Below are 25,628 nucleotides of genomic sequence, written 5' to 3'. Positions count from 1 at the left end.
AATGACTGTTATCATCATAAAAGTGTGAGCTACCAATTATTCATGCGCGAATTCTTGACATCTTAATCCTATTGGTGTTAAGATGACATAGTGATTAAATACAACAAAGCAGAAGCGCCCGCTTCTCACCTCGTCCGAACAGCTTCGGTCAGGTCCATCATGTACGTGAAGCAGTCGAGCCTTGGTCTCTGCTGACTCCGAAATGATGTGTGGGCGGGAAACTGCCGACGCTTTTTTTATTGCCATGTTGTCTTATCAATCTAAAACTCGTGCAATCGCACGATGGAGGTGCTAACCATTAGCAAAGAGCTCTTTATCAACGAAAACATTCGTGCCCGTGAAGTTCGCTTAATTGGAGCGGACGGTGCACAACTCGGTGTGCAATCGCGTAATGAAGCATTACGTTTAGCAGAAGAGGCTGAACTCGATCTCGTCTTGGTCGCCGATAAAGCTAACCCACCGGTCGCTAAAATCATGGACTACGGGAAATACCGTTTCGAACTCCAGAAAAAGGAGAAAGAAGCGCGTAAAAACCAAAAAGTCATCCAATTGAAAGAAGTACGCCTCAGCCCGACAATCGAGGAAAACGATTTCCAAACGAAATTGCGTAACGCTCGCAAATTCCTTGAAAATGGTAACAAAGTGAAAGCGTCGATCCGTTTCCGCGGACGCGCCATCACACACTCGGAAATCGGCCGACGCGTTATGGAAAAATTGGCGGCGGAATGTGCCGACTTGGCAACAGTTGAGCAAAAGCCGAAGATGGAAGGACGCAGCATGTTCTTAGTGCTGGCTCCGAAGAAAGAAGATTAATCATCGAGTCATAGTGGGGAGGAAATACTCATGCCGAAAATGAAATCGCACCGTGGTGCTTCTAAACGTTTCAAACGTACTGCATCAGGTAAACTCAAGCGTTCACACGCTTACACAAGTCACTTGTTTGGTAACAAATCGACTAAAGCGAAACGTAAGCTCCGTAAAGGTGCTATCGTATCAGCTGGAGACTTCAAACGCATTCGCAACATGATCGCGAAGTAATACAGAAAGAATTTAGGAGGGAAACCATATGCCACGCGTAAAAGGCGGTTATACGACTCGTCAACGTCGTAAAAAGCAAATCAAGCTTGCCAAAGGTTATTTTGGCTCGAAACACATTCTATTTAAAGTAGCAAAACAACAAGTCATGAAGTCACTCATGTACGCTTACCGTGACCGTCGTCAAAAGAAACGTGATTTCCGTCGTCTTTGGATCACACGTATCAATGCGGCAGCACGCACAAACGGCCTCTCATACAGCCGTATGATGCACGGACTCAAGCTCGCAGGAATCGACATCAACCGTAAGATGCTTGCTGAGCTTGCTGTGACAGATGCACAAGCATTCGCGTCACTTGCTGATACAGCTAAATCAAAATTGAACGCGTAATCGTTCAATCGACAGCGCCGAGACCTTATCTCGGCGCTTTCTTTTTTCAGATTTTTTCCTTAAACTTAAGATAAGGAGGACGTCCCATGGATCAATCAGTCTTAGCCATCGTCGCATTGGCGCTCATCGTCTTGAACGTCTACACCTATTTGCAGGCGAAACGTTATACGCTCGGAGAAGGTGATTTCAACGTCTTGTACGCGTATGCAGGCGGTGCGATCGGTGCTCTGTTCGGACTTCATTTGACGCGTAAAAAGGCGGTTCATGCCCCAAAACGTGTTCAAATACAAGTATTGATTTTGGCAGTCGGCTGGTCTTTAATGATTTTAGTACTGCTTTGAATGGAGAATAGGAGGAGCAACCGGTGAACTGGACAACATTGTTTGATCGGCAGCGTGAATTAGATGAGCGGATCAAAGAAGAACATCAATTATCCGGGAACCAATTTGATGAGCGTTTGCTTGCTTTGCTCGTCGAGCTTGGTGAACTCGCCAATGAGACCCGTAGTTTTAAATTTTGGTCAACGAAGGGCCCGTCGCCTCAAGACGTGATCTTAGAAGAGTATGTCGACGGCATTCATTTCTTATTGTCGCTCGGACTTGCCCTCGGGTATGAACGTGATTCGTTCCCGGCAGGTAGCTCGTATCTTGACGCGACTGACGCTTTTTTAGACGTGTTCCGCAAAGTGACGAACTTTGGTTTGTCGAAGACGGAACCGATGTACGAGACGCTGATGGCGGCTTATCTCGAACTTGGCTATACGCTCGGGATCAATGAAGAGTTGATGGTGATGGCGTATATGGCGAAAAATGAAAAGAACCATGAGCGACAAAATCAAGGTTACTAATCAAAAATCGAAGGAGCGATGCCCCATGAACGAATCATTACATATGTTGAAACGTTTGACGGATGCCACAGGTGTCCCTGGAAATGAAGGTGAAGTCCGCTCACTCATGCGTGAGTATTTAGAACCACACGTCGAAACGTTCGAACAGGATGGGCTAGGCAGTCTGTTTGGTCGAGTGACGGGCGATGCGGAAGGTCCGCGTGTCATGATTGCCGGTCATATGGACGAAGTCGGGTTCATGGTCACGCGCGTTGAAGAGGGCGGCTTCCTCCGCTTCCAAGCACTCGGCGGCTGGTGGAACCAAGTTCTCCTCGCACAGCGCATGGACGTCGTCACACGCTCGGGAGAGAAAATCCCAGGCGTCATCGGTGCCAAACCACCTCACGTCCTTCCGGTCGAGGCACGCAAAAAGCCGGTTGAAATCAAAGACATGTTCCTTGATATCGGTGCAACATCGAAAGAACAAGTGGCCGAGTGGGGCATTCGTCCGGGCGATACGGTCGTCCCGCATTGTGAGTTCACGGTCATGAAGAACGAAGATTTCTTGATGGCGAAAGCATGGGATAACCGAATCGGTTGTGCCATCGCGATCGAGGCGGCGAAACGTTTGAAGAACGAACAAGTACCAGGTGTCGTCTATACCGGAGCGACGGTCCAAGAAGAAGTCGGGTTGCGTGGCGCTGTCACGGCCGCCAACTTGGTCAAACCAGACGTCGCCATCGCCGTCGATACAGGCATTCCTGGAGATACGCCAGGAATGACACCGGCAGAAGGATTGTCGAAACTCGGGGAAGGGGTCCAAGTCATCTTCTTTGATGCGACGACCGTCACGAACCCACGCCTCATCGATTTGATTGTCGACGTGGCCAAAGAGAACGACATCAAGTACCAATTGGATTTGACGCCGGGCGGCGGGACAGACGCAGGTCGGTTCCATTTGTCTGGAGTCGGAATGCCGGCCGTCGCGCTCACGGTGCCGGTCCGTTATTTGCATACGAATGTCTCAATCATTCACAAAGCAGATTATGAAGCAGCCGTCGATTTGGTCGTAGCGCTCACGAAACGACTCGACCAAGAAACGGTTCAATGGTTGAAAGAGGGATAATATGACGAAAATCACGTCTACGAAAAGTGAGACGATCAAACGCTTAAAGCGATTGATGACGAAAAAAGGCAGACAAGAGTCCGGGCAATTTTTAGTCGAAGGCGAGCATTTGGTCGACGAGGCGATTCGGGCCGGACGACTCGTTCAGCTGATCATGGGGGAATCGTATACCCCGAAAGGATCGTGGCGCCTCGATGAGATGCCGGTCCTCGAACTATCGGACCATGTGGCCGACCTGTTATCTGAAACGGAGAAGACGCAAGGTGTCTTCGCCGTCGTCAAGATGGCCCCGGTCGAACGGAAGATGAAGCACGTCCTCGTCCTCGATCGGATTCAAGACCCAGGTAACCTCGGGACGATGATTCGCACGGCCGATGCGGCCGGATTTGACACGGTCCTCCTCGGCAAAGGGACGGTCGATCCGTTCAACGCCAAGGTCGTCCGGGCGACGCAAGGTTCGTTGTTCCACGTGAACGTGCGCTCGGTCGATTTGCTCGAGACGCTACCAGAACTGAAGAGCGAAGGCTTCCATGTGTATGGGACCGCACTCGCGAAAGCGACATCTTACGAACAAGTTGACTTCAAGGACAAAGTCGCGCTCGTCATCGGCAATGAGGCGCAAGGCGTCCATAACGACGTGCTTGATTTATGTGACACGCGCGTTCATATCCCGGTTCTCGGCGATGCCGAATCATTGAACGCGGCTGTTGCGGCGGGCATCCTCATGTACCGGATCGCATTACAATAATCTTGTCAGCACTGAAAAATCGTGATAGGTTTATAACATCGAACAACATACCGAATAGACGTTGAAAGAGCATAGTACGCGAACTACCGAACGAGTACAGGGAGCATGGGCCGAGACTGCGAGCCGATGCCTTGGTCGGCGCCGAATTCACTCTCGAGTCGTGTTGGAGACAACACCGGAGTAGCATCCCGATACCGATGCTCTCAAGTGGGCCGATTTCGGCCAAGTAGGGTGGTACCGCGATTATTCGTCCCTTCAGTCATCGACTGGAGGGACTTTTTTTGTAGAGGAGGAAATAAGGATGAAAGAACAGTTAGAACAATTACAGCAAGAGGCATTGCAGGAGATTCAGGCGGCTTCGTCGCAAAAAGAATTGAACGATGTCCGCATCAAATATTTAGGGAAGAAAGGTCCGATGACCGAGGTACTTCGTGGGATGGGGAAACTGTCTCCTGAAGAACGTCCGGTCGTCGGAGAGTTGGTCAACACGGTCCGGACGACGATCCAAGACACGTTAGAGGCACGGATCGAGGAAGTGAAGGCGGTCGAACTTGAAGCGAAACTCGCGGCTGAGACAATCGACGTCACACTACCAGGTCGGACGGCGCTGCCGGGCCATACCCACTTGCTTCAACAAATCGTCGATGAGATGGAAGACTTGTTCGTCGGGCTCGGCTATACAATCGCCGAAGGCCCGGAAGTCGAGACAGACCTGTACAACTTTGAGATGCTCAACTTGCCGAAAGACCATCCGGCACGTGATATGCAAGACTCGTTCTATATCACGGATGAGACGCTTCTCCGGACACACACGTCACCAGTTCAGGCCCGGACGATGCTCCAAGCCGACGGGAAACCGATTCGAATCATCTGCCCGGGGAAAGTGTACCGCCGCGACGAAGACGACGCGACACACTCACACCAGTTCATGCAAATCGAGGGGCTTGTCGTCGATGAGCACATCTCGATGGCTGATTTGAAAGGCACACTCGAAGTGTTCGTCAAGCAATTGTTCGGTGAGACGCGTGAAATTCGTCTTCGCCCGAGCTTCTTCCCGTTCACGGAACCATCAGTCGAAGTTGATATCTCTTGCTTCAAATGCGGAGGCAAAGGCTGCAACGTCTGTAAGGGAACAGGCTGGATCGAGATTCTCGGAGGCGGCATGGTCCATCCACGCGTTCTCGAGATGGCTGGCTATGACGCCACGAAGATGTCTGGATTCGCATTCGGGATCGGCGTCGAACGGATGGCGATGTTAAAACATGGAGTAGACGATATCCGTCACTTCTATACAAACGATCTACGTTTCATCGAGCAATTCTAAGGGGGAACACATATGTTATTATCGAAAAAATGGTTGAATCAATATATTGATGTATCAGACTTGAGCGGGCAAGAACTCGGAGACTTGATCACGAAGAACGGAATCGAAGTCGAGAGCGTCATCAGCCGCGCTGAAGGATTGTCAGGACTCGTCGTCGGTCACGTCCTCTCGTGCGAGAAACATCCCGAAGCGGACAAGTTGAACGTAACGACGGTCGATATCGGTGCGGACAGCCCGGTGCAAATCGTCTGCGGCGCACCGAACGTCGCGACCGGACAGCACGTCATCGTGGCGACGGTCGGAGCGCGTCTCCCAGGACTCAAAATTAAGAAAGCGAAACTGCGTGGTGTCGAGTCACAAGGCATGATCTGCTCACTCGAGGAACTCGGTTTTGAGAAGAAGCAGATTCGTGAAGATGAACAGGACGGCATCCATACGTTCCGTGAATCGGTCGAGGTCGGTGCGGACGTCATCAGCTTACTCGACCTTGACGACGAAGTGATCGAGCTCGGGTTGACACCGAACCGCTCGGATTGCTTGAGCCTATACGGAATCATCCATGAAGTTGCGGCCATTCTCGAGCGTCCTTACACGCTTCCGTCGGCAGATGTGACGACTGAAGCACCAAACGCGGTCAGTGTCCGTCTTGAGACAGACAACTGTCCGTACTACGCGACACGTCGCGTCGATGGTGTCACAATCGGAGATTCGCCACAATGGCTGAAGAACGTCTTGATTGCCGAAGGTGTCCGGCCGATCAACAACGTCGTCGATGTGACGAACTATGTCATGCTCGAGCTCGGCCAGCCGCTACATGCGTTCGATACGGCAAAACTCGGGACGACGATTGCTGTCCGTCAAGCGCATGACGGCGAAGAAATCGTCACGCTCGATGACGTGACGCGCACGCTCGATGCCTCGATGATGGTCATCACGGACGGTGAACATCCTGTCGCCATTGCCGGCGTCATGGGCGGTGCGAACACAGAAGTCGATGCGACGACGTCGAGTATCATCCTCGAGTCGGCCTACTTCGCACCGGCATCGGTCCGGAAGACGAGCCGTACGCTCGGATTACGTTCGGATTCGAGTGCCCGCTTTGAAAAAGGAGTCGACCCGGAACGGTTGCAACTGGCCCTCGACCGTGCCGCCGAGCTCATCGTCGAAGTGAGCGGTGGCACGATCAGCGACATCGTCGTCGCTGGGGACAAAGCTTCAGCGGCCCGGACGATCGATGTCTCGGTCGCCTATATCAACCATCGCCTCGGGATGGATCTCGAACAAGCGACGATCGTCCGCATCTTGGAGCGACTCGGTCTCGACGTGACCGGAGACGAGACGTTGACGGTCCACGTACCGTCACGCCGGCCTGACTTGGAACTACCGGCCGACATCACGGAAGAAGTGGCTCGCCTCTATGGGTATGACAGTCTGCCGTCGACACTCCCGGCGTCGCGTTCAAAAGGGTACCTCCCACAAGAGAACGTGTTACGTCGCCGAGTTCGTCATGTCCTTCAAGGGACAGGATTGTCGCAAGCGATCACGTACTCGCTCACGAGCGTCGGACACGCCGCACGCTTCAGTGGGGAAGGCTCGGACAAAGTTAACTTGGCGATGCCGATGAGCGAAGAGCGCTCAGTGCTCCGGACCTCACTCGTCCCAGGTCTCCTCGAAGCGGCGCGATACAACACGTCACGCCAACAAGCGAACGTGCGCTTGTATGAAACAGGGCGCGTCTACGTGGAACAAGGCGAGACGTTACCACGCGAAACGGAACGTGTCGCCGGTGTATTGACGGGGCTTTGGTACGACCATCGCTCGCAAGGCACACGCGTCCCGGTCGACTATTTTGTCGCCAAAGGCATCATCGATACGCTGTTGCATGCACTTCGCATCGACGCGACGTATGAGGCGGCGACGATTGCGGATATGCATCCGGGCCGGACTGCGAACGTCCTCGTGGACGGACGTGTCATCGGCTATGTCGGACAAGTCCATCCGGGCGTGTCAAAAGAAGCGTACGGTTTGAAAGAAGTGTACGTATTCGAGCTCGACTTGGATGTGTTGCATCAGACGGCACAACTCGTCTACGAAGACGTGCCACGTTTCCCATCGATTTCACGCGACTTGGCACTCGTCTTGAAGCGGGATATCCCGGCGGGTCAAGTCGAAGCAACGATTAAACAGGCTGCCGGACCGCTCTTGATCGACCTCGCCTTGTTCGATGTCTATGTCGGAGAGAACGTAGGAGACGATGAAAAATCAATCGCCTTCTCGCTCAAATATCAAGACCCGACGCGGACGCTTCAAGATGAAGAAGTGACGGCGTCGTATGAAGCAATCCTTGCAGCCGTTCAAGCGGCCCACGGCGCAGAAGTTCGCGCCTAACCTAAAAAAGGTGTCCACCACGTGTGGACACCTTTTTTGAGTTTACTGGACCTCGAGAGCCAAGTCGCCGAACTTCGTCCAACCGACGAGGCATGTCACTTTATACAACAGGAGCGTGATGACGGCCGGGAGGACGACACCCGTTCCGACGAAGATGAGGAACGCGTCCATTCCTTGCGCGGCAAGGATGTTGAGCGGGGCGATCAACGAGTTGAGGCCGAGCCCTGCGATCTCGTATGGGACCTCGAGCGAGAAGACGAGCGTCGCGATCGGAGCGCTGATCATCGCTGCGATAAATGGTGGCATGACGACGCGAGGATTTTTGACGACGTTCGGGAACTGCACTTTCGGTGTGACGAAGAACGAGGCGACCAAACCGCCCGGATCCGTTTGACGATACGCCATGAGGGTGAAGCCGACGAACTGGGCCGTACATCCGATCAACGCAGCGGCGCTGGCGACCGGGTCGAGCTGGAGCGCGATGGCGAGTGCGGCCGATGAAGCAGGCGACATGAGCATGACGCTAAACACGAGCGCGATGACGAGCGATGTCGCGATTGGAGACGTATTGACCGATGCGGTGATGCTCGCACTGATCGAGTTGATGAGCGGTGTCGTGACGGCGGCTGCCCCGACCCCGACGATCCCGCCGCCGAGGACGGCTGTGACCGGGACGACCATCATGTCGAACTTCGTCTTGCCAAGAACACGTTTACCAAGCCAAACTGCAGCCGCGGCAGCGATTAAAGCACTGATCGGTTGACCAGGTACGAGCACGAGCCCGCTCTCGGTCGGTTGGAGCGCCGCACCACCGACGGTTGCCGCAATCATCGCACTGAACAAAACGAGGGTATTGCCGCCGAGCTGGTAGGCGACACCGGCACCGAGTGCCGGGGCGAGCAACGATTTCGCGACTTGCCCGATCAAGACGAGTGTCTCGATTCCGGCCATCTTCCCAATCGTTTCAATCAAGAGTCCGACCCCGAGCGTGACGAGGACGGCGCTTGCCATTCCTGCTGATATTTTGATCATCCGATCCATTGCGTACTGTTTCACTTCCATCATCTCCTCTATGTGTATCGTTCCAATAAAAAAACCTATCCAGATTGGATAGGCGCGTCGGTCAAACCATGAGCGCCTCGTCCGAAACCATCGAAACAAGGGCCCAAAAATTCGTCTCGGTCATCGAGTCGATTTTCAGTCCCTCAGTCGAATAATAATCAGTAGGCCGTGTTGTGCATGGGTTTTCATTAGTGCCAGCTCCTCCGTTTGTTAAGATTTGTCTAAGAGTAACACGATATTTTTCAATAATCAATATTTTCTGAAAATTTATTTGAAAAAAATTGAAAACCGCTCAAAAAGAAAGACGGCCCCGTGCAGGACCGTCTTTCTTTAAGATGTGCTGGCGGCGAGTGAGCCGACTTGTTGATCGATGAACGCCATCGAGATCGAATTGAAGTGATCGGGTTGGTCGACGTTGACGACGTGACCCGAGTCCGAGACGACCTGGACGCGAGCCGTCGGTTGATGTTTCGCGGTCCGTTCGACAGCTTCGAGGAACATGTAGTCCTCATCACCCATAATATAGAGAATCGGTACGTTCGTCTCGATTGATGAGAAGTGACGAAGCAACGGATTCATATTCTCGGTCATCTTGAACCAGCGGATGAACTCGCGCTGGCATAGGTTGGCCGCGTCGCGGACGAACATCATCCGTGATTTTTTATGACGTTTTTTTGGTAGCAAGATCCACGCGAACAACTGATACAGCCACATGTACGGCACGAAGCTCTGCACGAGACTGCCAAGTCGAATCAACAACGTCGAGCGGACGTTGAACTTGACGATGGCCCCACCGAGCACGACGGAAGCGATTCGTTCCGGATGGTGCTCGAACATCGCCTGGATGACGATTGTCCCGAGCGACAGGCCGACCATATGTCCTTTTTCAATCTTCAAATGATCCATGACTTCGACGACGTCTTCGACGACGACGTCGAGCGTATATGCGTTCAGCGGTTGGTTCAACGACTGTTCTTCGTTGTACGAGCCGCCGTGTCCACGGAGATCGAGCAAGAGCACGTTATATTTTTTTTTGAACGGCCGAATTTGACGATACCAATGCGACAGACTTCCACCGGCGCCATGGATGAAGATGACCCAAGGATGGTCGTCGCTTAAAGTGTACGTTTTATAATGCAACATGAACGCTATCCTCCAAAAATTTTTAAGTTCATTAAACCCTAAAATTAATATACCATATCTTCGAAGTGAGGACTATCGTTTCAGCTCACTCAAACGGATCGCTTTCTTCGTGTTGGCGAAGTGGACTTTCGCCACTTCGTTTAAACGTTCTTGACCGTAACGGATGATCAACGCGGCAGCGACTTGATCGACTTTGGCACCGGCCCCTTTCGGTAACGTGACCCCGAGTGTCGCGCTTAACTTGTCCATTTCTTTTAAGAACAAGGCCCGGGCGAGAATCGAGGCAGCGGCCACGGCGACGTGCAGTCCTTCCGCTTTCGTCGAGAAATAGACGTCGTCTTTGACGACCGCCTTTTCAGATCGCAAATGGTTGTAATAGACGTTCTTTTCAGCGAACTGATCGATTAAAATCGCGTCCGGTGTCGCATCGAGCTTCTGTAATAAGGCCGACAAGGCGGCATTATGAGCGATGGCCGTCATTTTACCTTGTGTCATCGTTCGCTGCATCTTATTATACGCCGGATTGTGCAGCATCGCTTTCTGATAGGTGATGGTAACATGTAAATCTTTGGCGATGCGGACGATCTCTGTATCGGACAACAGTTTTGAGTCTTTGACCCCGAGCTCTTTGACAAGGGCGATTTTCTCTTTCGGCACATAGGCGGCGACGACGACGAGCGGTCCGAAATAATCTCCTTTTCCGACTTCATCGCTCCCGATGACAGACCAGTCCGAAAAGCCTTCCGGTAGAACGATTTTAGGCACACTTGGTTCTTTCTTTATACTCGTTCCCCATTTTGCGGCCTCGCTGTCGGCATCGCGTCCTTGGAACATGACTTTACCCGAATTGTAGACCGTAATCACACACTGAGGTGTTTTGGCACTGAATCGTGCATGGGGCGGTGGATTGACCGCGTGGGCCCGATAACTCGCGATAAGTTCTTCTTGGGCCGCGGTCGACAATTTGATGACTTGATTGCCCAACGTGAGCACTTCCTTTCTAACTCTAGCAAATCAATCTTACATTTTTTTTAGATATTTTGAAACCAAAGTTTCGCTCTAAACGTATAGACAAGTGAGTAAAGAAAGAAGTGAGGTGAGTCGGAGATGTGGTGGCGCGATGACACGGATGAAGATGAGGCGGGATCTCTCTATAAACATATTCTCGAGCTAGAGGCTAGGATTGCGAAGCTGATCGCCCATCAAGTCAGGGTGCGTCGCCTGCTGATGCAAGAATCGTCGGCCGCGGCGACCGAACAAATCATTGCGCTGCAAGCGGAAGTCGATCATTTTTTATCGCTATTGCGACAAGAGCGAGCGGAAGCGGTCGATCGCTACGATCGCTTGCGTCTCGAACAGACGTTAGGACGTGTGCGGCAGGTGGTCGATCAACCGACTCGGCCTTTGTCCGAATGGGACACGATCGAGCAAGCACTCGCACTCGAAGTCGAACATTTGCGTCGTGTTCTTTCATATGAACGACAGCGTCGCGCCGAGGAGGAGTGGTAATGGAATCGTTAGATCAGCTGTATTGGTGGGTACTCATCATCGCCGGTCTCGGTACATTTTTGTACATGTTATTTTCAGATGCGTTTGATTTATTCGATGGTTGGTTCAATCCAGCGGTCATCCTGTCATTTTTAGCACTCGGTGCGGGCATCGGCCTCATTTTGAACGCGCTCGCCCATGTGTCCCCGATGATCGGGCTCGCCGTCGCACTCGTCGGATCGTTCGCGCTCACGACGCTCCTGTACTTATTCGTCCTCTTGCCGTTATCGAACGCGGAAGAATCGATCGGGATGACCGATGAATCGCTCATCGGACTTGTCGGACGGTTAACCGTCCCCGTTCCGGAAGGCGGTTACGGGGAAGTACTCGTCGAATCGGTCATCGGTTCGATTTTAAAGACGGCTCAAAGTGTGGACGGCAAAGCGATTCCGAGTGATCGACGGGTCATCATCATCGAAGTCGAACGAAACATTGCGGTCGTCATGGAATATGACGAGCCGACAATCCGAAAGGAGTTTTAACTTATGAGCACAGCCATATTAGCCAGTATTATCGTCGGGGTGATTTTGCTCGCCTTGATTTTCGTCTTCGTGTTGAAGTATCGCACGGTCGGACCAGATGAGGCGCTCATCGTCACCGGCAGCTACTTAGGGAAAAAGAATGTCCATAGCGACGCGTCGGGCAACCGTGTAAAGATTATCCGCGGGGGCGGAACGTTCGTCTTGCCGGTGTTCCAGCAAGCGGAACCGCTCAGCCTTCTTTCGAGCAAACTTGAAGTGACGACGCCGGAAGTGTACACCGAGCAGGGCGTACCGGTCATGGCGGACGGTACGGCCATCATCAAAATCGGTGGCTCAATCAGCGAGATCGCCACGGCGGCCGAGCAGTTCCTCGGCAAACCGAAAATCGAACGCGAGAACGAGGCGAAAGAAGTGCTCGAAGGTCACCTCCGTTCCATCCTCGGTTCAATGACAGTTGAAGAGATTTATAAGAACCGTGATAAGTTCTCACAAGAAGTCCAACGCGTCGCCTCACAAGACTTGGCGAAAATGGGGCTCGTCATCGTGTCGTTCACGATCAAAGATGTTCGTGACAAGAACGGTTATCTCGAATCACTCGGGAAACCACGAATCGCGCAAGTGAAACGCGATGCTGATATCGCAACGGCCGAAGCGGACAAAGAGACACGCATCAAACAAGCAGAAGCGATGAAAGACGCGAAGAAAGCTGAACTCGAACGGGCTTCGGAAATCGCAGAAGCCGAGAAAGAGAACCAGCTCCGCATCGCCGCCTATCGTCGTGAGCAAGACGTCGCCAAGGCCCGGGCCGACCAAGCGTATGAACTTGAAGAAGCCCGCGCCAAACAAGAAGTCACCGAGCAACAGATGCAAGTCCAAATCATCGAGCGTCAAAAGCAAATCGAGCTCGAAGAGAAAGAAATCATGCGTCGTGAGAAACAATACGATTCAGAAGTGAAGAAAAAGGCCGACGCCGACCGCTATGCGATCGAACAGTCAGCAGAAGCCGACAAGGCGCGTCAAATCGCCTCGGCCGATGCCGAGAAATATCGTATCGAAGCTGAAGCGAAAGCTGACGCCGAACGCGTCCGTCTCGCCGGTGTGGCCGAAGCGGACTCGGAACGGGCAAAAGGGGAAGCCGAAGCCGAGATTATCCGCTTGACGGGTCTCGCCGAAGCCGAAGCGAAACAAAAAATCGCCGAAGCGTTCGAACAGTATGGACAGGCTGCCATTCTCGACATGGTCGTCAAGATGCTTCCAGACTATGCGAAACAGATTGCAGCACCGCTTGGCAATATCGACAAGATCACGGTCGTCGATACGGGCAGCGGCAAAGATGGGGGTGCCGGCAAAGTCACAGGCTACGCCACAGACTTGATGGCATCGCTCCAACAGACGCTCAAAGCGTCGTCAGGAATCGACATGAAAGATTTACTCGACAATTTTGCCGGGAAAGGTAACGTCCAACCGAGCACGAATCGCGAATTGAGCGAATCGACGTTCGCCGCGACGGAAGAGTGAGCCGAGAGCCGCAGACACAATCGTCTGTGGCTCTTTTGTTTCGCACGGATTGCCCTAAATTTGAAAGGAAAGACTTCAAACTCGATTGGTTTCTGACGATAAGGGAGATGTCAGACCATTAGAGAGAGGAAGTAGCTATTATGAAGAAATCACTCATCATCGGCTTGTTGGCCGCATGTGTGACTTGGTTGCCCGGTTGTCAGTCTGTCATCGATCAACCGGAACAAACCGTGGAAACACGTCAATCGATGGGCGTCGTGTTGTCCGATGTTGGTCTCGGGGACCAATCGTTCAGCGACGCGGCGATGCGCGGCATGGGGCAACTCCGTGAGACAGGGAAATGGTTCGTCGACTATCGCGAGCTTGCCGAGACGGAGACGTATAAAGCGGGGTTCGAACAGCTCGTCGCGGACGGACATGATGTCATCATCGGTCTTGGTTTCGCATGTCAGACGGATCTTGAAGCGGTGGCGGCCGAACATCCAGAGCAACAGTTCGCGTTGATTGATGCCGTATCGACGTTACCGAACGTCATCTCGGTGACGTTCCAAGAGACGGAAGGCAGTGCACTCGCCGGGGCAGTCGCGGGGCTCGAGACGGAATCGAATAAAATCGGTTTCATCGGGGGTGTCGACAACGAGTTGATTCAAAAATTCGGGACCGGCTTCGAGCTCGGTGCAAAAGGCGTGAATGAAGACGTAACGATGCTCGTCGATTACGCCAACGATTTTGCTTCGCCTGAAATCGGACGTAAGTTGGCAGAGAAACAGATTGAAGCCGGAGCGGACGTGCTGTACGCCGCTGCAGGACTGACAGGGGTCGGTGTCTTAGAAGCAGCGGAACGGAACGGCGTGAAAGCGATTGGCGTCGATAGCGACCAATCGATGATCGCACCGGACGCGGTCATCACGTCGATGTTGAAACAAGTCGATTTGGCCATCGTCGAAATCGCGGATCGGGTCGAAGCGAAGGCGTTCAACGCTCACGTCGAACTCGGGATCGATCAAGGCGGTGTCGGTTTGGCCGCTCTTCGTCGTGTCCAGTGGGATGACGACGAGACAAAACGGTTCGAGGCGTTTCAGAAACAGTTGATGGAGGGGACGCTGAAATGAGCTTACGGAAACGGTTCATCTTTTCGACCGTGTTCACGGTCTTATTGATTGTCTTGATGATGAGTTATGTCTTGTCGACGTTGAATCGTCTGCAGACTTATAACGAGCAGTACGGCACCCAGATGATTGAGTTGTCCCAACTCGAGACGTCGCTCTTGCAGGAGCAGTCCCTTTGGACCTCGCTCGGTGAACAGATGAGTCAATCGACGCTCACACAGCTCGAGCGGATTCGGACGACAAACACGGAGACGTTTACGACATTGAAACAGACGTATCTTATTCCTGAATTTGCGAACCACCTCGAACGTGCGACGATGAAGTACGAGCGGATCGGAGCGGAGGTCGAGGCGGCCGAGGCCGGCGGGATCGCCGCCCGGATTCAAGCGGCGAAGCTTGAAGGGGTATTGAACGATGTGAATACGCTCCTCTTGAAAAATGGAACATTCTACGAGGCATTACAAGCCGAGGCGGCGAGTGAGACGAAACGTCTCCTGCTCGTGTCCGTATTGTTGACGGTCTTTGTCATCGTCGCACTCAGTGTATACAACTTCTTCTTCGCCCGCTCGATCACCCATCCGCTCGAACGGAACGTCGAGGCGGCGGAAGCGATCGCGGCCGGACGATTGATCACGCTGCCGGATTCGACGCGACGTGATGAAATCGGACGCTTAGAACGAGCGATGCGGGAAATGACGATGTCGCTCCAGACGGTCATCGGTTCCATCCGTGTCACGTCGATGAAAGTGAACGATATGACAGAGACGGCGGCTGCTGAGAACGAGGCCGTGGTCAGTACGACATCGAACATCACGAATGCGGTCGATGAGATGGCGAACGGGGCCCAGTCGATTGCGACCGAACTGCAAGAGACACTTGAATCGGTCGGCATCATGGCGACCTCGTTCGAGACAAGTTTGAACCAGACGAAGCAGACGACCGAACAGACGTCTGAGATGACACGCGAAGTCGCGGCCGGCATCGAGACGTTGACGGACCAGGAAGCAATTTTAGCACGTTCGAGCGAACGTAACGCATCGCTCGTCAACCGGATGGATGATTTCGCCCGGAAAACAGAAGAAATCGAAAAAATGGCGAAGCTCGTGGAAGATGTCGCCGCCCAGACGAACTTACTCGCCTTGAATGCGGCCATCGAGGCTGCACGGGCAGGGGAGGCAGGACGAGGTTTTGCAGTCGTCGCCAGCGAAGTGAAGAAATTGGCCGAGGAGAGCAACGTGGCGACACGTTCCATCTTTGGTGTCGTCCAGACAATCCGGGACGAGGTCGTCCGCTTGACGGACATGGTTGAAGAGTCGAGTCGGGAACAGACGGCACAGCTCGAGGCGTTCGGAATGACGAAGCAGGCGTTCAATCGAATCCATGACCGCACGGACCACGTCGCCTCGTTTGTCAGTACGATTGAACGCGAGATGGTCGCGTCGAGTTCGGAAGTGACGAACGTCTTGAAACGGGTCGAGGAAGTGAGCGGTGTCACCGAGGAACTTGCGGCGGGGAACGAAGAAGTCGCAGCCTCGATGAAAGAACAGCAAGCGAGCTTCGATCAGATTTTCGCCTTGATGCAAGAGTTAGAAGGGCAAGCCGCGGCACTCGCGAGCCAAGTTCAACATTTTGAAGAGCACTGAGACAAGTTTCGGCTTGTCTCTTTTTTGTCGTCTCGCTATGTACGGGAACCGGATGCCTTCGTCCGATAGGCGCGTGGAAAACGACGAGTTCGGCCTCGGCACAGATGACAACGTTTCTTCATACTATAGAAAAGACTCGCTCGAGGAGGGGACGTATGGAGAAGTGGAAACGGTATGTCGCCGTGCTGCTGATCGGACTGTTTATCGGGGTGGGCTATATGTTTTATTCGAAAGAACCGGAGACACCGATGGTCGAACAGTTCGTCGCGACACCCGAACCGGAAGTCGAGCCGAGCGTCCCGACCGAAATCGTCGTCTATGTGACCGGGGCGGTCGAGGCACCGGACATGTATACGATGCCACAAGGGGCGCGTGTCGGTGACGTGTTGTCACTCGCTGTCTTGACGGATGAGGCCGACCCCGAACAATTGAACTTGGCCCAATTGCTCGTCGATGGGACGAAAGTGAGCGTCCCGAAAAAAGGGGAGACGGTCGTTGTGCCGGCCGCTGAAGAAGCGAGCGGGGGGACGAACGGGGTCCATGTCAACAGTGCGACGAAGGACGAACTGATGACCGTACCGGGCATCGGCCCGGCCAAAGCCGAGGCGATTCTCAATCATTTGAAACAACATGGGCCGTTCAAGTCATATGAAGAGATTGGCAACGTCAAAGGATTCGGGGAGAAGACGTTAGAAAGCATGGAAGGCTATTTATTGGTCCCGTGACATGCCGCTGTATCCACTATTGCCGATCAGCCTATTCATTGCCGGGATGTACGGGTCGGTCGCCCTCTGCCTCCTGTTGTCTGTCGCCATCGCGTTCACCTGTCGCGGTCAATCCGTCTATACGCATATCGGCGCCGTCCTGCTCGTCCTGTTCGTGTTCGTACGTCCTGACGCCGAACCGTTGCCGGAGGACGGGCCCTATCTGTTCGCCATCGAGAGCCGGCGGGACAACGGACTATCAGCGCGGCTGTATGGACAAATCGACGGCACGGAAGGTGTGTTGACCGGTCGTGACCTCGCGCTCGGTCGTCCCGGAGAGACGTGCCTCGTCACGTTCACGCAAACCCCGTTCGCACCGCTGCGTAATACGGGCGGATTTAATGAGGCGGCGTGGGCGCTCGGAGCCGGTCTGACGTTCAAAGGGAGTGACGTCGCCATCGAGGCGTGTCGTCCGAGTGACGGGATAGCGGGGCGGATGCTCCGCTGGAAAGAACGACAGCTCGCGAGAATCGAGGCAACGTATCGACCAGATGTGGCACTATATATGGAGGCGTTATTGTTTGGGGAGAGCCGGTTGCTCGACGAGGACACCTCGTTCTCTTACCGGGTGACCGGTCTGCTGCATCTACTCGTCATCTCCGGGTCACACATCGCGCTCCTCGTTTTGGCGTTCCGTTGGCTGATGCGCGGTTTGCCGTTTCATCAGGAGACGAAGACGCAACTCATCATCGCCGCGGTCACACTGTTCGGCTGGCTGACCGGGTTTTCGCCACCGGTGGCACGGGCCGTGCTCGTCGCCGATCTGTTGCTCGGGTTGTCCTTGTTCGGCTATCGTGTCCGTGACCCGATTCGGCTGCTCAGTTGGTGCGCGGCGTTCTTGCTCGCCTTGCAGCCGTACTTGTTGTGGAATTTAGGGTTTCAATTGACGGTCGCGATGACGTTGTTCCTGCTCGTGACCCGTTCGATTTGGACCGGGCCGTTCGGACTGGCCGTATATGCCCAATGGTTCGGGCTCATCTTGTTATGGCCCGTCCAACCGATTATCTCGGTGCTGGCACCCGTGTATAACGTCGTCGGTGCGTTTTTAATCTCCTGGGTCGTCATTCCGCTTGCCTTGGTCGCGTACATCGTGCCGACCGCCGAACAGTTCTTGCATCCGATTCTCGATGGCCTGAACGGGACGTTCGCCTTGCATCACGACTGGCAGCCGTGGCTCCCGCTGCATGAGTTTACGTTTTGGCACGCTCTTGCCTTGGCGATCGTCCTCTGGGGCGGATTGATGCTCCTCGAATGGAAACGGTGGAGCGGTTGGGGGCTGGCCGTGCTCGGCTTAATGCTCATGCATGGCGGCCTTGAATGGGGCGAGGAGCCACGCGTCACATTTTTGGATGTCGGGCAAGGCGATGCCGTCGTCGTCGAGTATGGCGAGGTCACGGGCGTCATCGATGTCGGCGGGGTGTTTCAAGACCCGAAGGAATCGAAGCGGTCCACGTATGACCCGGGAGCGGACGTCGTCGCCCCGTACATATGGAAACGGGGGGAGACACGTCTCGATTTTTTGTTGCTCACCCATGCCGATCATGATCACGTCGGCGGACTGTCCGGGTTACTCTCGTCCATCGAAGTCGATGAGGTGTGGCTCTCGGCGGAAGTAGCGGATCAAGGCAAACGAGACGAGTTGCTGGCCGAGCTGGCGGCCTATCAGGTCCCGGTCCGTCTTCTGAAGAGCGGGGACCGGCCGTACCCGTGGATGTGGGTCGTCGCACCGGGTGAGGCAGGCGAGGACGAGAATGCGAACTCGGTGTCGCTGTTCATGCAGGTCGGGATGCTCACGTATTTATTGACTGGGGATTTGCCGGATACGAAGGAAGGGATGATTCCAACTGTTGATGTCGATGTGTTCAAACTCGGACATCATGGGTCGAACACATCATCGAGCGAGGAGCTGTTGCACCGGATTGATCCGGAATGGGTCATCATCAGTGTCGGCCGGAACAATCGGTACGGACATCCGCATCTCGACACGTTACAACGTCTCGGAGGAAGGCGGGTATTGCGGACCGACGAGGACGGGATGGTCGTCTGTGAACGAAATCGGTGTCGTGGGATTGTGACGAGGGGGGTCACTCCAAGCAATCTATGATAAACTAAAAAAGCGATTGCTCCCCCGGGGCAATCGCTTTCTGACTGACTTATAAGCTCAAGAACTTGATGAGGACACCGATCGCGAAGATGGTGAAGAAAAAGCCGAACGGGACGATGAAGCCGATTGCTGAATCGATGGCATCGTTACGTTTGCACTGTACGTCGTTCTCGAACGGGTTTTCGCTTTGTGGGCGAACAGAGTTAATATGCATAGTGAGTCCCTCCTTGAAATGGTTCCGTCCTAAGTATAGCGAATCAGTGAAGGATAATCTATGTTTAGATAAGAATAAATTGTGAAAGTGGTGTGTGTTTTGAATGAACCGTGGCTGCATAACGGAAAGTTGTCGAACGTGTATGTCCTATTTGGGACAGAGAAATATTTACTAGAGACGTGGGAACGGGCGATCATCAAAGCCGCCAACCCGTCTGGTGATCAATTTGATGTCATGCAGCTCGACTTGCACGAGACGTCACTCGATACGGCGCTTGATGAAGCGGAGACGGTACCTTTTTTCAGTGAGTATCGGACCGTCATCGTCAAACATGCCCAGTTTTTGACGGGGGCGAAAGAAAAGCAGAAACAAAACGTCGAGCGCTTGACGGATTACGCGTTACAACCGGCGCCTTACTCTGTGCTCGTCTTTGTCATTGAAGCGGAAAAACTCGATGAACGAAAAAAAGTTGTCAAACGCCTGAAAGAACGGGCCATCGTCCTCGAAGCGAAAAAACCGAGCCAATCCGAATTAATGCGTTACGTCGGCGACGAATTGAATCGTCGTGGTCAAAAGATGGAGCGGGCGACCGTCGAGCGTCTGTTGTTCCTCTGTCAGGACGATTGGGGAAAACTCGTGCGCGAGCTTGAGAAGTTACAACTCTATGCGAGTGAAGGCGCCGACATCCCGATGGAGATCGTCAACGACTTGGTCCCGCGGACGCTCGAGGATAACGTATTCCAGTTATCCGAGTTTTTAGTGGCCCGACGTGCGGATGCTGCGCTTCGGCTTGTACGGGACTTGGAGAAACAGGGGCAGGAATTGATTGGTCTGTTGTCGCTCCTCGCCCGGCAGTACCGGAATATGTATCTGGCCAAACAGTTGACCGAGAAAGGTTATGGCGAGAAGCAAATCGCCTCGAAAATCGGGGCGCATCCTTATACGGTAAAACTCGCCTCACAAGCGAGCCGGAATTTCTCAGAGGCCCAGCTCGCCCGGGCGCTGACGATGATTGCCGATGCGGACGAGGCGATGAAGACGGGACGGGGCGACAAGCAAATCGTCTTCGACACACTCGTCTGCCAATTAACGTTACTGTGAGGTGAAGACATGGGATTACAGGAAGTGAGACTCATGGACGTGATTCCGCTCCGGCATGACGTGTTACGGCCGGGACAGGCGGTCGAGACATGTTATTTTGAAGGGGATGACGCCGAGACGACACGCCACTATGCCTGGGTCGAAGACGGTCGTGTCGTGTCGATTGCGACCGTGATGGAAGTGGGGCGTGACTTCGACGGTCAGACGGTGCCGTATCAGCTTAGAGGGATGGCAACGGACCGGGCATTTGCTGGCCGAGGAATTGGCTCGTCCTTTTTACAGGCGTTGCATGAAGCGGTCAGTGATTCGTGGTGGTGCAACGCTCGAGCGATCGCCGTCCGGTTCTATGAACGGAACGGATTGGTGACGGTCGGTGACGCGTTCGACATTCCAGGGATTGGACCCCATTATGTGATGAAATACGAAAAAACAGCCGGCTCCTAATGGAGGCGGCTGTTTCGTTTTAGTCTCTAATTAGAGAGCTGCGATGCGAGCTGCGAGACGTGATTTGTCACGACCTGCTTTGTTTTGGTGGATTAGACCTTTTGCTGCAGCCTTGTCGATTTTCTTCGTAGCGAGGACGAAAGCTTCTTGAGCCGCTTCTTTGTTACCTTCTACAACGAGAGTATCAACACGTTTTACTGCTGTACGCATTGCTGCTTTCTCTTGCGAGTTCGCTACGCGACGCTTTTCAGAAGTTTTTGCACGTTTGATTGCTGATTTGATATTTGCCATGTTATTTCACCTCCTGAAACAAGAAAGTGTATGTTCTCATTACTTCAAGTAATCATTCAACAGAACAAGCACAATTGTAGCAAACGGTTATTCGAAAAGCAACCACTTGATGATTATTCTGAAAACTATATGTGGTATTGTTGTAGTAGGTCGTACACATTAACTTAGGATTTTGATATAATGACACGGTATGCATGAGAAGGATAGGTGAACCCATATATGAACAAACAAGAATTAGAGAATCGTCAGAAGAGAATACGGAACTTTTCCATCATCGCCCACATCGACCATGGGAAGTCGACACTCGCTGACCGGATTCTCGAGAGAACTGGTGCGCTCACAGCGCGTGAAATGAAAGAACAGACGCTTGATGCGATGGATCTCGAACGGGAACGTGGGATCACAATCAAATTGAACGCCGTTAAATTGAACTATACCGCAAAAGATGGCGAAGAGTACATCCTTCATTTGATCGATACACCGGGACACGTCGACTTCACATATGAAGTGTCGCGTTCGCTCGCAGCCTGTGAAGGGGCGGTCCTCGTCGTCGATGCGGCTCAAGGGATTGAAGCTCAGACACTCGCGAACGTTTATCTCGCGCTTGATAACGACCTTGAAATCATCCCGGTCATCAACAAGATCGACTTGCCATCGGCTGACGTCGAACGCGTCCGTCAAGAAATTGAGGATGTGATCGGACTTGACGCTAGTGACGCTGTGCCAGCTTCTGCCAAGGCGGGAATCGGGATTGAAGAGATTCTCGAGCAAGTCGTCGAACTCGTTCCACCACCGACCGGTGACCCGTCGGCACCGCTCCAAGCACTTATCTTCGACTCGTATTATGACGCCTATCGTGGCGTCGTCGCCTCGATCCGAATCGTCAACGGTTCGGTCAAAGTCGGGGACAAAGTCCAAATGATGTCGACCGGCAAATCGTTCGACGTGACGGATCTCGGCGTCTCGACACCGAAACCGGTCTCGGTGAAGGAACTGAACGTCGGTGATGTCGGTACGTTATCGGCGTCAATCAAGACGGTCGGCGACGTCCGCGTCGGTGATACGATCACGCTCGCTAAAAATCCATCGACGGAACAGCTCCCGGGCTACCGGAAAATGAACCCGATGGTGTACTGTGGTCTGTATCCGATCGATGCTGCCAAATATAACGATTTACGTGAAGCGCTCGAACGGCTTCAGTTATCGGATGCGGCGCTCGAATTCGAGCCGGAGACGTCACAAGCACTTGGTTTCGGATTCCGTAGCGGATTCCTCGGCATGCTTCACATGGAAATCATTCAAGAGCGAATCGAGCGTGAGTTCGGGATCGACTTGATCACGACGGCGCCATCGGTTATCTATCACGTCACAACGACGGCCGGCGACGTCATCCATGTCGATAACCCGTCGAAAATGCCGGAACAACAAAAAGTCGAGTCGATTGAAGAGCCTTACGTCAAAGCGGCCATCATGACACCGAACGACTATGTCGGCGCCATCATGGAACTTTGTCAGAAGAAGCGCGGCAGTTTCATCGACATGCAGTATATCGATACGACGCGTGTCAAAATCACGTACGACATCCCGCTCAGTGAAATCGTCTATGACTTCTTCGACCAGTTGAAGTCGAGCACGAAAGGATATGCGTCGCTTGATTACGACTTGATTGGTTATCGTCCGTCACGCCTCGTCAAGATGGATATCCTCCTCAACAACGAACTTGTCGATGCGCTCAGCTTCATCGTGCACCGTGATTTCGCCTACGAACGTGGGAAGGTCATCGTTGAGAAATTGAAGGCGCTCATTCCGCGTATGCAGTTCGAAGTGCCGATTCAGGCAGCGGTCGGAACGAAGATCGTGGCCCGTTCGACAATCAAGGCGCTCCGTAAAAACGTCCTCGCCAAATGTTACGGCGGCGATATCTCACGGAAACGTAAATTGCTCGAGAAACAAAAAGAAGGTAAAAAGCGCATGAAGATGGTTGGTTCTGTCGAAGTGCCGCAAGAAGCGTTCATGTCCGTCTTGTCGATGGACGAAGAATAATCGTTCGCCCTTATCTACGGATGAGGGCGTTTTTTTCGCATTTGGCAGGATTCGGTGGGCCAGGTACGGAATAGTACCCACTTACAGATAAATAGAGGAGGAGTGGCGGTGCCGATATATAATTTTTCAGCAGGGCCGGGCGTATTGCCAGAACCTGTCTTACGAGAAGTGCAAGCCGAGTTTCTTTCCTATAAACAAGGGGTGTCCATCGTCGAGATGAGCCACCGCTCCGACACGTTCGCGACGATCGTCGAGCAGCTCGAGACGAGACTGCGGCGATTGATGCAGATTCCAGACGATTACGCCGTCCTGTTCCTTCAAGGTGGGGCGACGCTTCAATTTTCAATGGTGCCGATGAACCTGCGGGAATCGGGTCGCTTCGCCTATCTAGACAGTGGGACATGGTCGAAGAAAGCGATCAATGACGCAAAACACTTTGGTGACGTCATCGTCGTCGGTAGTTCAGCGTCATCCAACTACGACGCAATCCCGGAGTGGCCGGAGCATATTCAGCATGTGGATTATCTTCACGTGACGTTGAACAATACGATCGAAGGGACGCGCTATACGACGTTGCCGGATACGAACGTCCCGCTCGTCGCCGACATCTCGTCGAACATTTTAGCGGAAGCGATCGATGTACAGCGCTATGGTCTCTTGTACGCAGGTGCCCAAAAAAATATCGGTCCGGCCGGCTTGACGATTGTCATCATCCGTCGTGACTTGGTCACCGAGCGCGATTTGCCGTCGTATCTGGCTTACAGCAAGCATGTCGACACGCTACTCAACACCCCGTCGACGTTCAGCTTATATGTCGCTGAGCGGGTTCTCGCTTGGGTCGAGACCGAAGGGGGCGTCGACGAGATGGAACGCCGTAACGAAAAGAAGAGCAAGCTGTTATATGACGCCTTGGATACGTCACCGGTATTTCACGCGCTCGTCTCCGGCAAGGATCGGTCGCTGACGAATATCCCGTTCACGAGCGGAAATGACGCGACGGATGAAGCGTTCCGGCAGTTTGCGGAGATGCGCGGGTTGATCGAGCTCGGGGGTCATCGGTCGGTCGGGGGTCTTCGAGCGAGCCTTTATAATGCGATGCCACTTGAAGGTGTGACGCGTCTCATTGACGTGATGCACGAGTTTGAACAGGAGGGACAAGATGTTTCATATAAAAACGTATAACCAAATCGCCCAAGACGGGCTAAGACGCTTCGAACCGAGCGAGTACGCCGTCAATGATGCGGAGCAAGCCGACGCCTGGGTCATTCGGAGTCACGATGTCCATGGCGCGGACATTCCGCCTTATTTGCTGGCCATCGCCCGGGCCGGTGCCGGTGTGAACAACATTCCGCTCGAACGGTTAGCTCGTCAAGGCGTCGTCGTCTTCCATACACCGGGTGCGAATGCGAACGCCGTCAAGGAACTCGTGCTCGCCAGCATGCTGTTGTCGGTTCGACCGATTTTAGAAGGGACGAACTGGGTCAACGGTCATACGTTTTCCGATCAGGCGTCGCTCGAGCAGGCGATGGAAGACGAGAAACGGCGCTTTGTCGGGTCTGAGCTAAGAGGCAAGCGAGTCGGGATCATCGGTCTCGGTGCGATCGGCGCGTCGCTCGCCAACGACTTGCTCCACCTTGGCATCGACGTCGTCGGCTACGACCCGCATTTATCGGTCGACGCGGCGTGGAACATCTCGCAACAAGTGAAGCGGGCGAAGCAGTTGAGCGAATTGCTCGCAGATGTCGATATCCTGTCGATTCATATGCCGCTCACCGATGACACGCGTCACATGATTGATGCGACGTGGTTCAAACAGATGAAACCGGGCGCCACCATCTTGAATTTCGCCCGCGGTGAGCTCGTGAACGATTCCGATTTGCTCGAGGCGCTCGATGAGAACGTCGCGACGTACATCACCGACTTCCCGAAACAGGCGCTGCTCGGTCATCCGCAAGTCGTCGCCTTCCCGCATCTCGGGGCGTCGACGCACGAGTCTGAGGTGAACTGTGCGATTCAAGCCGTCGATACGCTCAAACTGTACTTAGAGACCGGTAACATTCGTAACTCGGCCAACTTCCCGAACGCGGAACTTCCGTATGTCGGGAAGCGGCGTTTGGCGGTACTTCATTTGAACGTCCCGAACATGGTCGGTCAAATCGCGAGCCGGCTCGCCGAAAACGGAATCAATATCGATAACATGGTCAACCGGAGCCGCAACGATGTGGCCTATACATTGATCGACATCGACAACCATAAACATGAGACGTTATCCGTGCATGCCCTATATGACATCGAGGGTGTCATGCGCGTCCGCGAATTTTAAG

At 53.5% G+C, this 25,628-nt stretch carries 26 protein-coding genes; 21 read left to right on the top strand and 5 right to left on the bottom strand.

The genetic code is table 11. The annotated features are described in order from the left end of the window. Positions 1 to 282 precede the first annotated feature (282 nt). The 9 genes from infC (at position 283) to pheT (ending at position 7,838) form a co-directional block, all read left to right on the top strand. Positions 283 to 813, top strand: a complete 531-nt coding sequence (gene infC / locus AC13H5_RS09725; protein ID WP_021065640.1) for a translation initiation factor IF-3 — start codon at positions 283 to 285, stop codon at positions 811 to 813. A 30-nt stretch (positions 814 to 843) separates the two neighbouring features. Further along, on the top strand, positions 844 to 1,038 hold the full coding sequence (gene rpmI / locus AC13H5_RS09720; protein WP_021065641.1) for a 50S ribosomal protein L35: 195 nt from the start codon (positions 844 to 846) through the stop codon (positions 1,036 to 1,038). Positions 1,039 to 1,066: 28 nt separating this feature from the next. Beyond that, entirely contained in the window at positions 1,067 to 1,426 is a 360-nt protein-coding gene (gene rplT / locus AC13H5_RS09715; protein ID WP_021065642.1) for a 50S ribosomal protein L20, read from the top strand. Positions 1,427 to 1,512: 86 nt separating this feature from the next. Continuing rightward, a complete protein-coding gene (locus tag AC13H5_RS09710; protein ID WP_034778195.1) occupies positions 1,513 to 1,767 on the top strand; it encodes a hypothetical protein in 255 nt (84 codons plus the stop codon). 23 nt (positions 1,768 to 1,790) lie between these two features. Next, on the top strand, positions 1,791 to 2,273 hold the full coding sequence (locus tag AC13H5_RS09705; RefSeq protein ID WP_029595195.1) for a dUTP diphosphatase: 483 nt from the start codon (positions 1,791 to 1,793) through the stop codon (positions 2,271 to 2,273). A gap of 25 nt (positions 2,274 to 2,298) precedes the next feature. Next, positions 2,299 to 3,378 (top strand): M42 family metallopeptidase, encoded by a 1,080-nt coding sequence (locus AC13H5_RS09700; RefSeq protein WP_034778191.1) that lies wholly within the window; start codon positions 2,299 to 2,301, stop codon positions 3,376 to 3,378. A gap of 1 nt (position 3,379) precedes the next feature. Continuing rightward, positions 3,380 to 4,126, top strand: coding sequence for a TrmH family RNA methyltransferase (locus AC13H5_RS09695; RefSeq protein WP_034778188.1), 747 nt, complete (start codon positions 3,380 to 3,382; stop codon positions 4,124 to 4,126). A 301-nt stretch (positions 4,127 to 4,427) separates the two neighbouring features. Beyond that, positions 4,428 to 5,450 carry a phenylalanine--tRNA ligase subunit alpha gene (pheS, locus tag AC13H5_RS09690; protein ID WP_483545657.1) on the top strand — a complete coding sequence of 341 codons (1,023 nt, stop codon included), beginning with the start codon at positions 4,428 to 4,430 and terminating at the stop codon, positions 5,448 to 5,450. Positions 5,451 to 5,462: 12 nt separating this feature from the next. After that, entirely contained in the window at positions 5,463 to 7,838 is a 2,376-nt protein-coding gene (gene pheT, locus AC13H5_RS09685) for a phenylalanine--tRNA ligase subunit beta (protein WP_483545656.1), read from the top strand. Positions 7,839 to 7,880: 42 nt separating this feature from the next. Here the strand turns inward: pheT and AC13H5_RS09680 are convergent, their stop codons facing one another. The 3 genes from AC13H5_RS09680 to rnhC all read right to left on the bottom strand — a co-directional run bounded on the left by AC13H5_RS09680 (position 7,881) and on the right by rnhC (position 11,027). After that, positions 7,881 to 8,903, bottom strand: a complete 1,023-nt coding sequence (locus tag AC13H5_RS09680) for a PTS sugar transporter subunit IIC (RefSeq protein ID WP_034778182.1) — start codon at positions 8,901 to 8,903, stop codon at positions 7,881 to 7,883. A 327-nt stretch (positions 8,904 to 9,230) separates the two neighbouring features. Beyond that, positions 9,231 to 10,043, bottom strand: a complete 813-nt coding sequence (locus AC13H5_RS09675; protein WP_138859206.1) for an alpha/beta fold hydrolase — start codon at positions 10,041 to 10,043, stop codon at positions 9,231 to 9,233. 72 nt (positions 10,044 to 10,115) lie between these two features. Further along, positions 10,116 to 11,027, bottom strand: coding sequence for a ribonuclease HIII (rnhC, locus tag AC13H5_RS09670; RefSeq protein ID WP_483545655.1), 912 nt, complete (start codon positions 11,025 to 11,027; stop codon positions 10,116 to 10,118). A 123-nt stretch (positions 11,028 to 11,150) separates the two neighbouring features. On the opposite strand from rnhC, the gene AC13H5_RS09665 reads away from it, so the two are divergent. From AC13H5_RS09665 to AC13H5_RS09635, 7 genes are all read left to right on the top strand, one after another. Continuing rightward, positions 11,151 to 11,552: a hypothetical protein gene (locus tag AC13H5_RS09665; RefSeq protein WP_034778175.1), complete on the top strand. Its 402-nt coding sequence runs from the start codon at positions 11,151 to 11,153 to the stop codon at positions 11,550 to 11,552. Beyond that, positions 11,552 to 12,073, top strand: coding sequence for an NfeD family protein (locus tag AC13H5_RS09660; protein WP_214753060.1), 522 nt, complete (start codon positions 11,552 to 11,554; stop codon positions 12,071 to 12,073). The genes AC13H5_RS09665 and AC13H5_RS09660 overlap by 1 nt, the downstream gene beginning before the upstream one ends. 3 nt (positions 12,074 to 12,076) lie before the next feature. Next, on the top strand, positions 12,077 to 13,591 hold the full coding sequence (locus AC13H5_RS09655; RefSeq protein WP_483545654.1) for a flotillin family protein: 1,515 nt from the start codon (positions 12,077 to 12,079) through the stop codon (positions 13,589 to 13,591). Between the two features lie 140 nt (positions 13,592 to 13,731). Then, a complete protein-coding gene (locus tag AC13H5_RS09650) occupies positions 13,732 to 14,703 on the top strand; it encodes a BMP family lipoprotein (protein ID WP_034778167.1) in 972 nt (323 codons plus the stop codon). Then, positions 14,700 to 16,343, top strand: a complete 1,644-nt coding sequence (locus AC13H5_RS09645) for a methyl-accepting chemotaxis protein (protein WP_214712729.1) — start codon at positions 14,700 to 14,702, stop codon at positions 16,341 to 16,343. Before AC13H5_RS09650 ends, AC13H5_RS09645 begins: the two co-directional genes overlap by 4 nt. Positions 16,344 to 16,498: 155 nt before the next feature. Further along, positions 16,499 to 17,068: a helix-hairpin-helix domain-containing protein gene (locus tag AC13H5_RS09640; protein WP_483545653.1), complete on the top strand. Its 570-nt coding sequence runs from the start codon at positions 16,499 to 16,501 to the stop codon at positions 17,066 to 17,068. 1 nt (position 17,069) lies between these two features. Continuing rightward, positions 17,070 to 19,211, top strand: coding sequence for a ComEC/Rec2 family competence protein (locus AC13H5_RS09635; RefSeq protein WP_483545652.1), 2,142 nt, complete (start codon positions 17,070 to 17,072; stop codon positions 19,209 to 19,211). A gap of 49 nt (positions 19,212 to 19,260) precedes the next feature. On the opposite strand, the gene AC13H5_RS09630 is transcribed toward AC13H5_RS09635, so the two are convergent. After that, positions 19,261 to 19,425: a YqzM family protein gene (locus AC13H5_RS09630; protein WP_016508105.1), complete on the bottom strand. Its 165-nt coding sequence runs from the start codon at positions 19,423 to 19,425 to the stop codon at positions 19,261 to 19,263. A gap of 90 nt (positions 19,426 to 19,515) precedes the next feature. Between AC13H5_RS09630 and holA the strand changes: the two genes are divergently transcribed. Beyond that, the gene (gene holA / locus AC13H5_RS09625) at positions 19,516 to 20,526 is read left to right on the top strand and encodes a DNA polymerase III subunit delta (RefSeq protein WP_353048645.1); all 1,011 of its coding nucleotides are present in this window, start codon (positions 19,516 to 19,518) and stop codon (positions 20,524 to 20,526) included. A 9-nt stretch (positions 20,527 to 20,535) separates the two neighbouring features. Next, entirely contained in the window at positions 20,536 to 20,970 is a 435-nt protein-coding gene (locus tag AC13H5_RS09620; protein ID WP_483545651.1) for a GNAT family N-acetyltransferase, read from the top strand. Between the two features lie 30 nt (positions 20,971 to 21,000). On the opposite strand, the gene rpsT is transcribed toward AC13H5_RS09620, so the two are convergent. After that, the gene (gene rpsT / locus AC13H5_RS09615) at positions 21,001 to 21,261 is read right to left on the bottom strand and encodes a 30S ribosomal protein S20 (protein WP_034778152.1); all 261 of its coding nucleotides are present in this window, start codon (positions 21,259 to 21,261) and stop codon (positions 21,001 to 21,003) included. A 219-nt stretch (positions 21,262 to 21,480) separates the two neighbouring features. On the opposite strand from rpsT, the gene lepA reads away from it, so the two are divergent. From lepA to AC13H5_RS09600, 3 genes are all read left to right on the top strand, one after another. Beyond that, complete coding sequence (lepA, locus tag AC13H5_RS09610; protein WP_034778150.1) at positions 21,481 to 23,304, top strand: translation elongation factor 4; 1,824 nt, start codon at positions 21,481 to 21,483, stop codon at positions 23,302 to 23,304. 108 nt (positions 23,305 to 23,412) lie between these two features. After that, on the top strand, positions 23,413 to 24,486 hold the full coding sequence (gene serC / locus AC13H5_RS09605) for a 3-phosphoserine/phosphohydroxythreonine transaminase (protein ID WP_034778148.1): 1,074 nt from the start codon (positions 23,413 to 23,415) through the stop codon (positions 24,484 to 24,486). Then, positions 24,464 to 25,627, top strand: a complete 1,164-nt coding sequence (locus AC13H5_RS09600) for a 3-phosphoglycerate dehydrogenase family protein (RefSeq protein WP_483545650.1) — start codon at positions 24,464 to 24,466, stop codon at positions 25,625 to 25,627. Before serC ends, AC13H5_RS09600 begins: the two co-directional genes overlap by 23 nt. Position 25,628: the final 1 nt, after the last annotated feature.

The organism is Exiguobacterium sp. FD-YE-25-4, from assembly GCF_057004685.1.
The sequence above is the reverse complement of the archived record's forward strand: the minus strand, read 5'-3'. Positions and strand labels throughout refer to the sequence as shown.

Coding starts and splice junctions, on each gene's coding strand:
- AC13H5_RS09695 (WP_034778188.1), top strand. CDS start 3,380: ATGACGAAAATCACGTCTACGAAAAGTGAGACGATCAAACGCTTAAAG.
- AC13H5_RS09620 (WP_483545651.1), top strand. CDS start 20,536: ATGGGATTACAGGAAGTGAGACTCATGGACGTGATTCCGCTCCGGCAT.
- AC13H5_RS09645 (WP_214712729.1), top strand. CDS start 14,700: ATGAGCTTACGGAAACGGTTCATCTTTTCGACCGTGTTCACGGTCTTA.
- AC13H5_RS09650 (WP_034778167.1), top strand. CDS start 13,732: ATGAAGAAATCACTCATCATCGGCTTGTTGGCCGCATGTGTGACTTGG.
- rpsT (WP_034778152.1), bottom strand. CDS start 21,261: ATGGCAAATATCAAATCAGCAATCAAACGTGCAAAAACTTCTGAAAAG.
- rplT (WP_021065642.1), top strand. CDS start 1,067: ATGCCACGCGTAAAAGGCGGTTATACGACTCGTCAACGTCGTAAAAAG.
- AC13H5_RS09700 (WP_034778191.1), top strand. CDS start 2,299: ATGAACGAATCATTACATATGTTGAAACGTTTGACGGATGCCACAGGT.
- AC13H5_RS09665 (WP_034778175.1), top strand. CDS start 11,151: ATGTGGTGGCGCGATGACACGGATGAAGATGAGGCGGGATCTCTCTAT.
- AC13H5_RS09635 (WP_483545652.1), top strand. CDS start 17,070: ATGCCGCTGTATCCACTATTGCCGATCAGCCTATTCATTGCCGGGATG.
- infC (WP_021065640.1), top strand. CDS start 283: ATGGAGGTGCTAACCATTAGCAAAGAGCTCTTTATCAACGAAAACATT.
- pheT (WP_483545656.1), top strand. CDS start 5,463: ATGTTATTATCGAAAAAATGGTTGAATCAATATATTGATGTATCAGAC.
- lepA (WP_034778150.1), top strand. CDS start 21,481: ATGAACAAACAAGAATTAGAGAATCGTCAGAAGAGAATACGGAACTTT.
- AC13H5_RS09640 (WP_483545653.1), top strand. CDS start 16,499: ATGGAGAAGTGGAAACGGTATGTCGCCGTGCTGCTGATCGGACTGTTT.
- AC13H5_RS09655 (WP_483545654.1), top strand. CDS start 12,077: ATGAGCACAGCCATATTAGCCAGTATTATCGTCGGGGTGATTTTGCTC.
- pheS (WP_483545657.1), top strand. CDS start 4,428: ATGAAAGAACAGTTAGAACAATTACAGCAAGAGGCATTGCAGGAGATT.
- AC13H5_RS09630 (WP_016508105.1), bottom strand. CDS start 19,425: ATGCATATTAACTCTGTTCGCCCACAAAGCGAAAACCCGTTCGAGAAC.
- AC13H5_RS09675 (WP_138859206.1), bottom strand. CDS start 10,043: ATGTTGCATTATAAAACGTACACTTTAAGCGACGACCATCCTTGGGTC.
- rpmI (WP_021065641.1), top strand. CDS start 844: ATGCCGAAAATGAAATCGCACCGTGGTGCTTCTAAACGTTTCAAACGT.
- AC13H5_RS09680 (WP_034778182.1), bottom strand. CDS start 8,903: ATGATGGAAGTGAAACAGTACGCAATGGATCGGATGATCAAAATATCA.
- AC13H5_RS09600 (WP_483545650.1), top strand. CDS start 24,464: ATGTTTCATATAAAAACGTATAACCAAATCGCCCAAGACGGGCTAAGA.
- AC13H5_RS09660 (WP_214753060.1), top strand. CDS start 11,552: ATGGAATCGTTAGATCAGCTGTATTGGTGGGTACTCATCATCGCCGGT.
- AC13H5_RS09710 (WP_034778195.1), top strand. CDS start 1,513: ATGGATCAATCAGTCTTAGCCATCGTCGCATTGGCGCTCATCGTCTTG.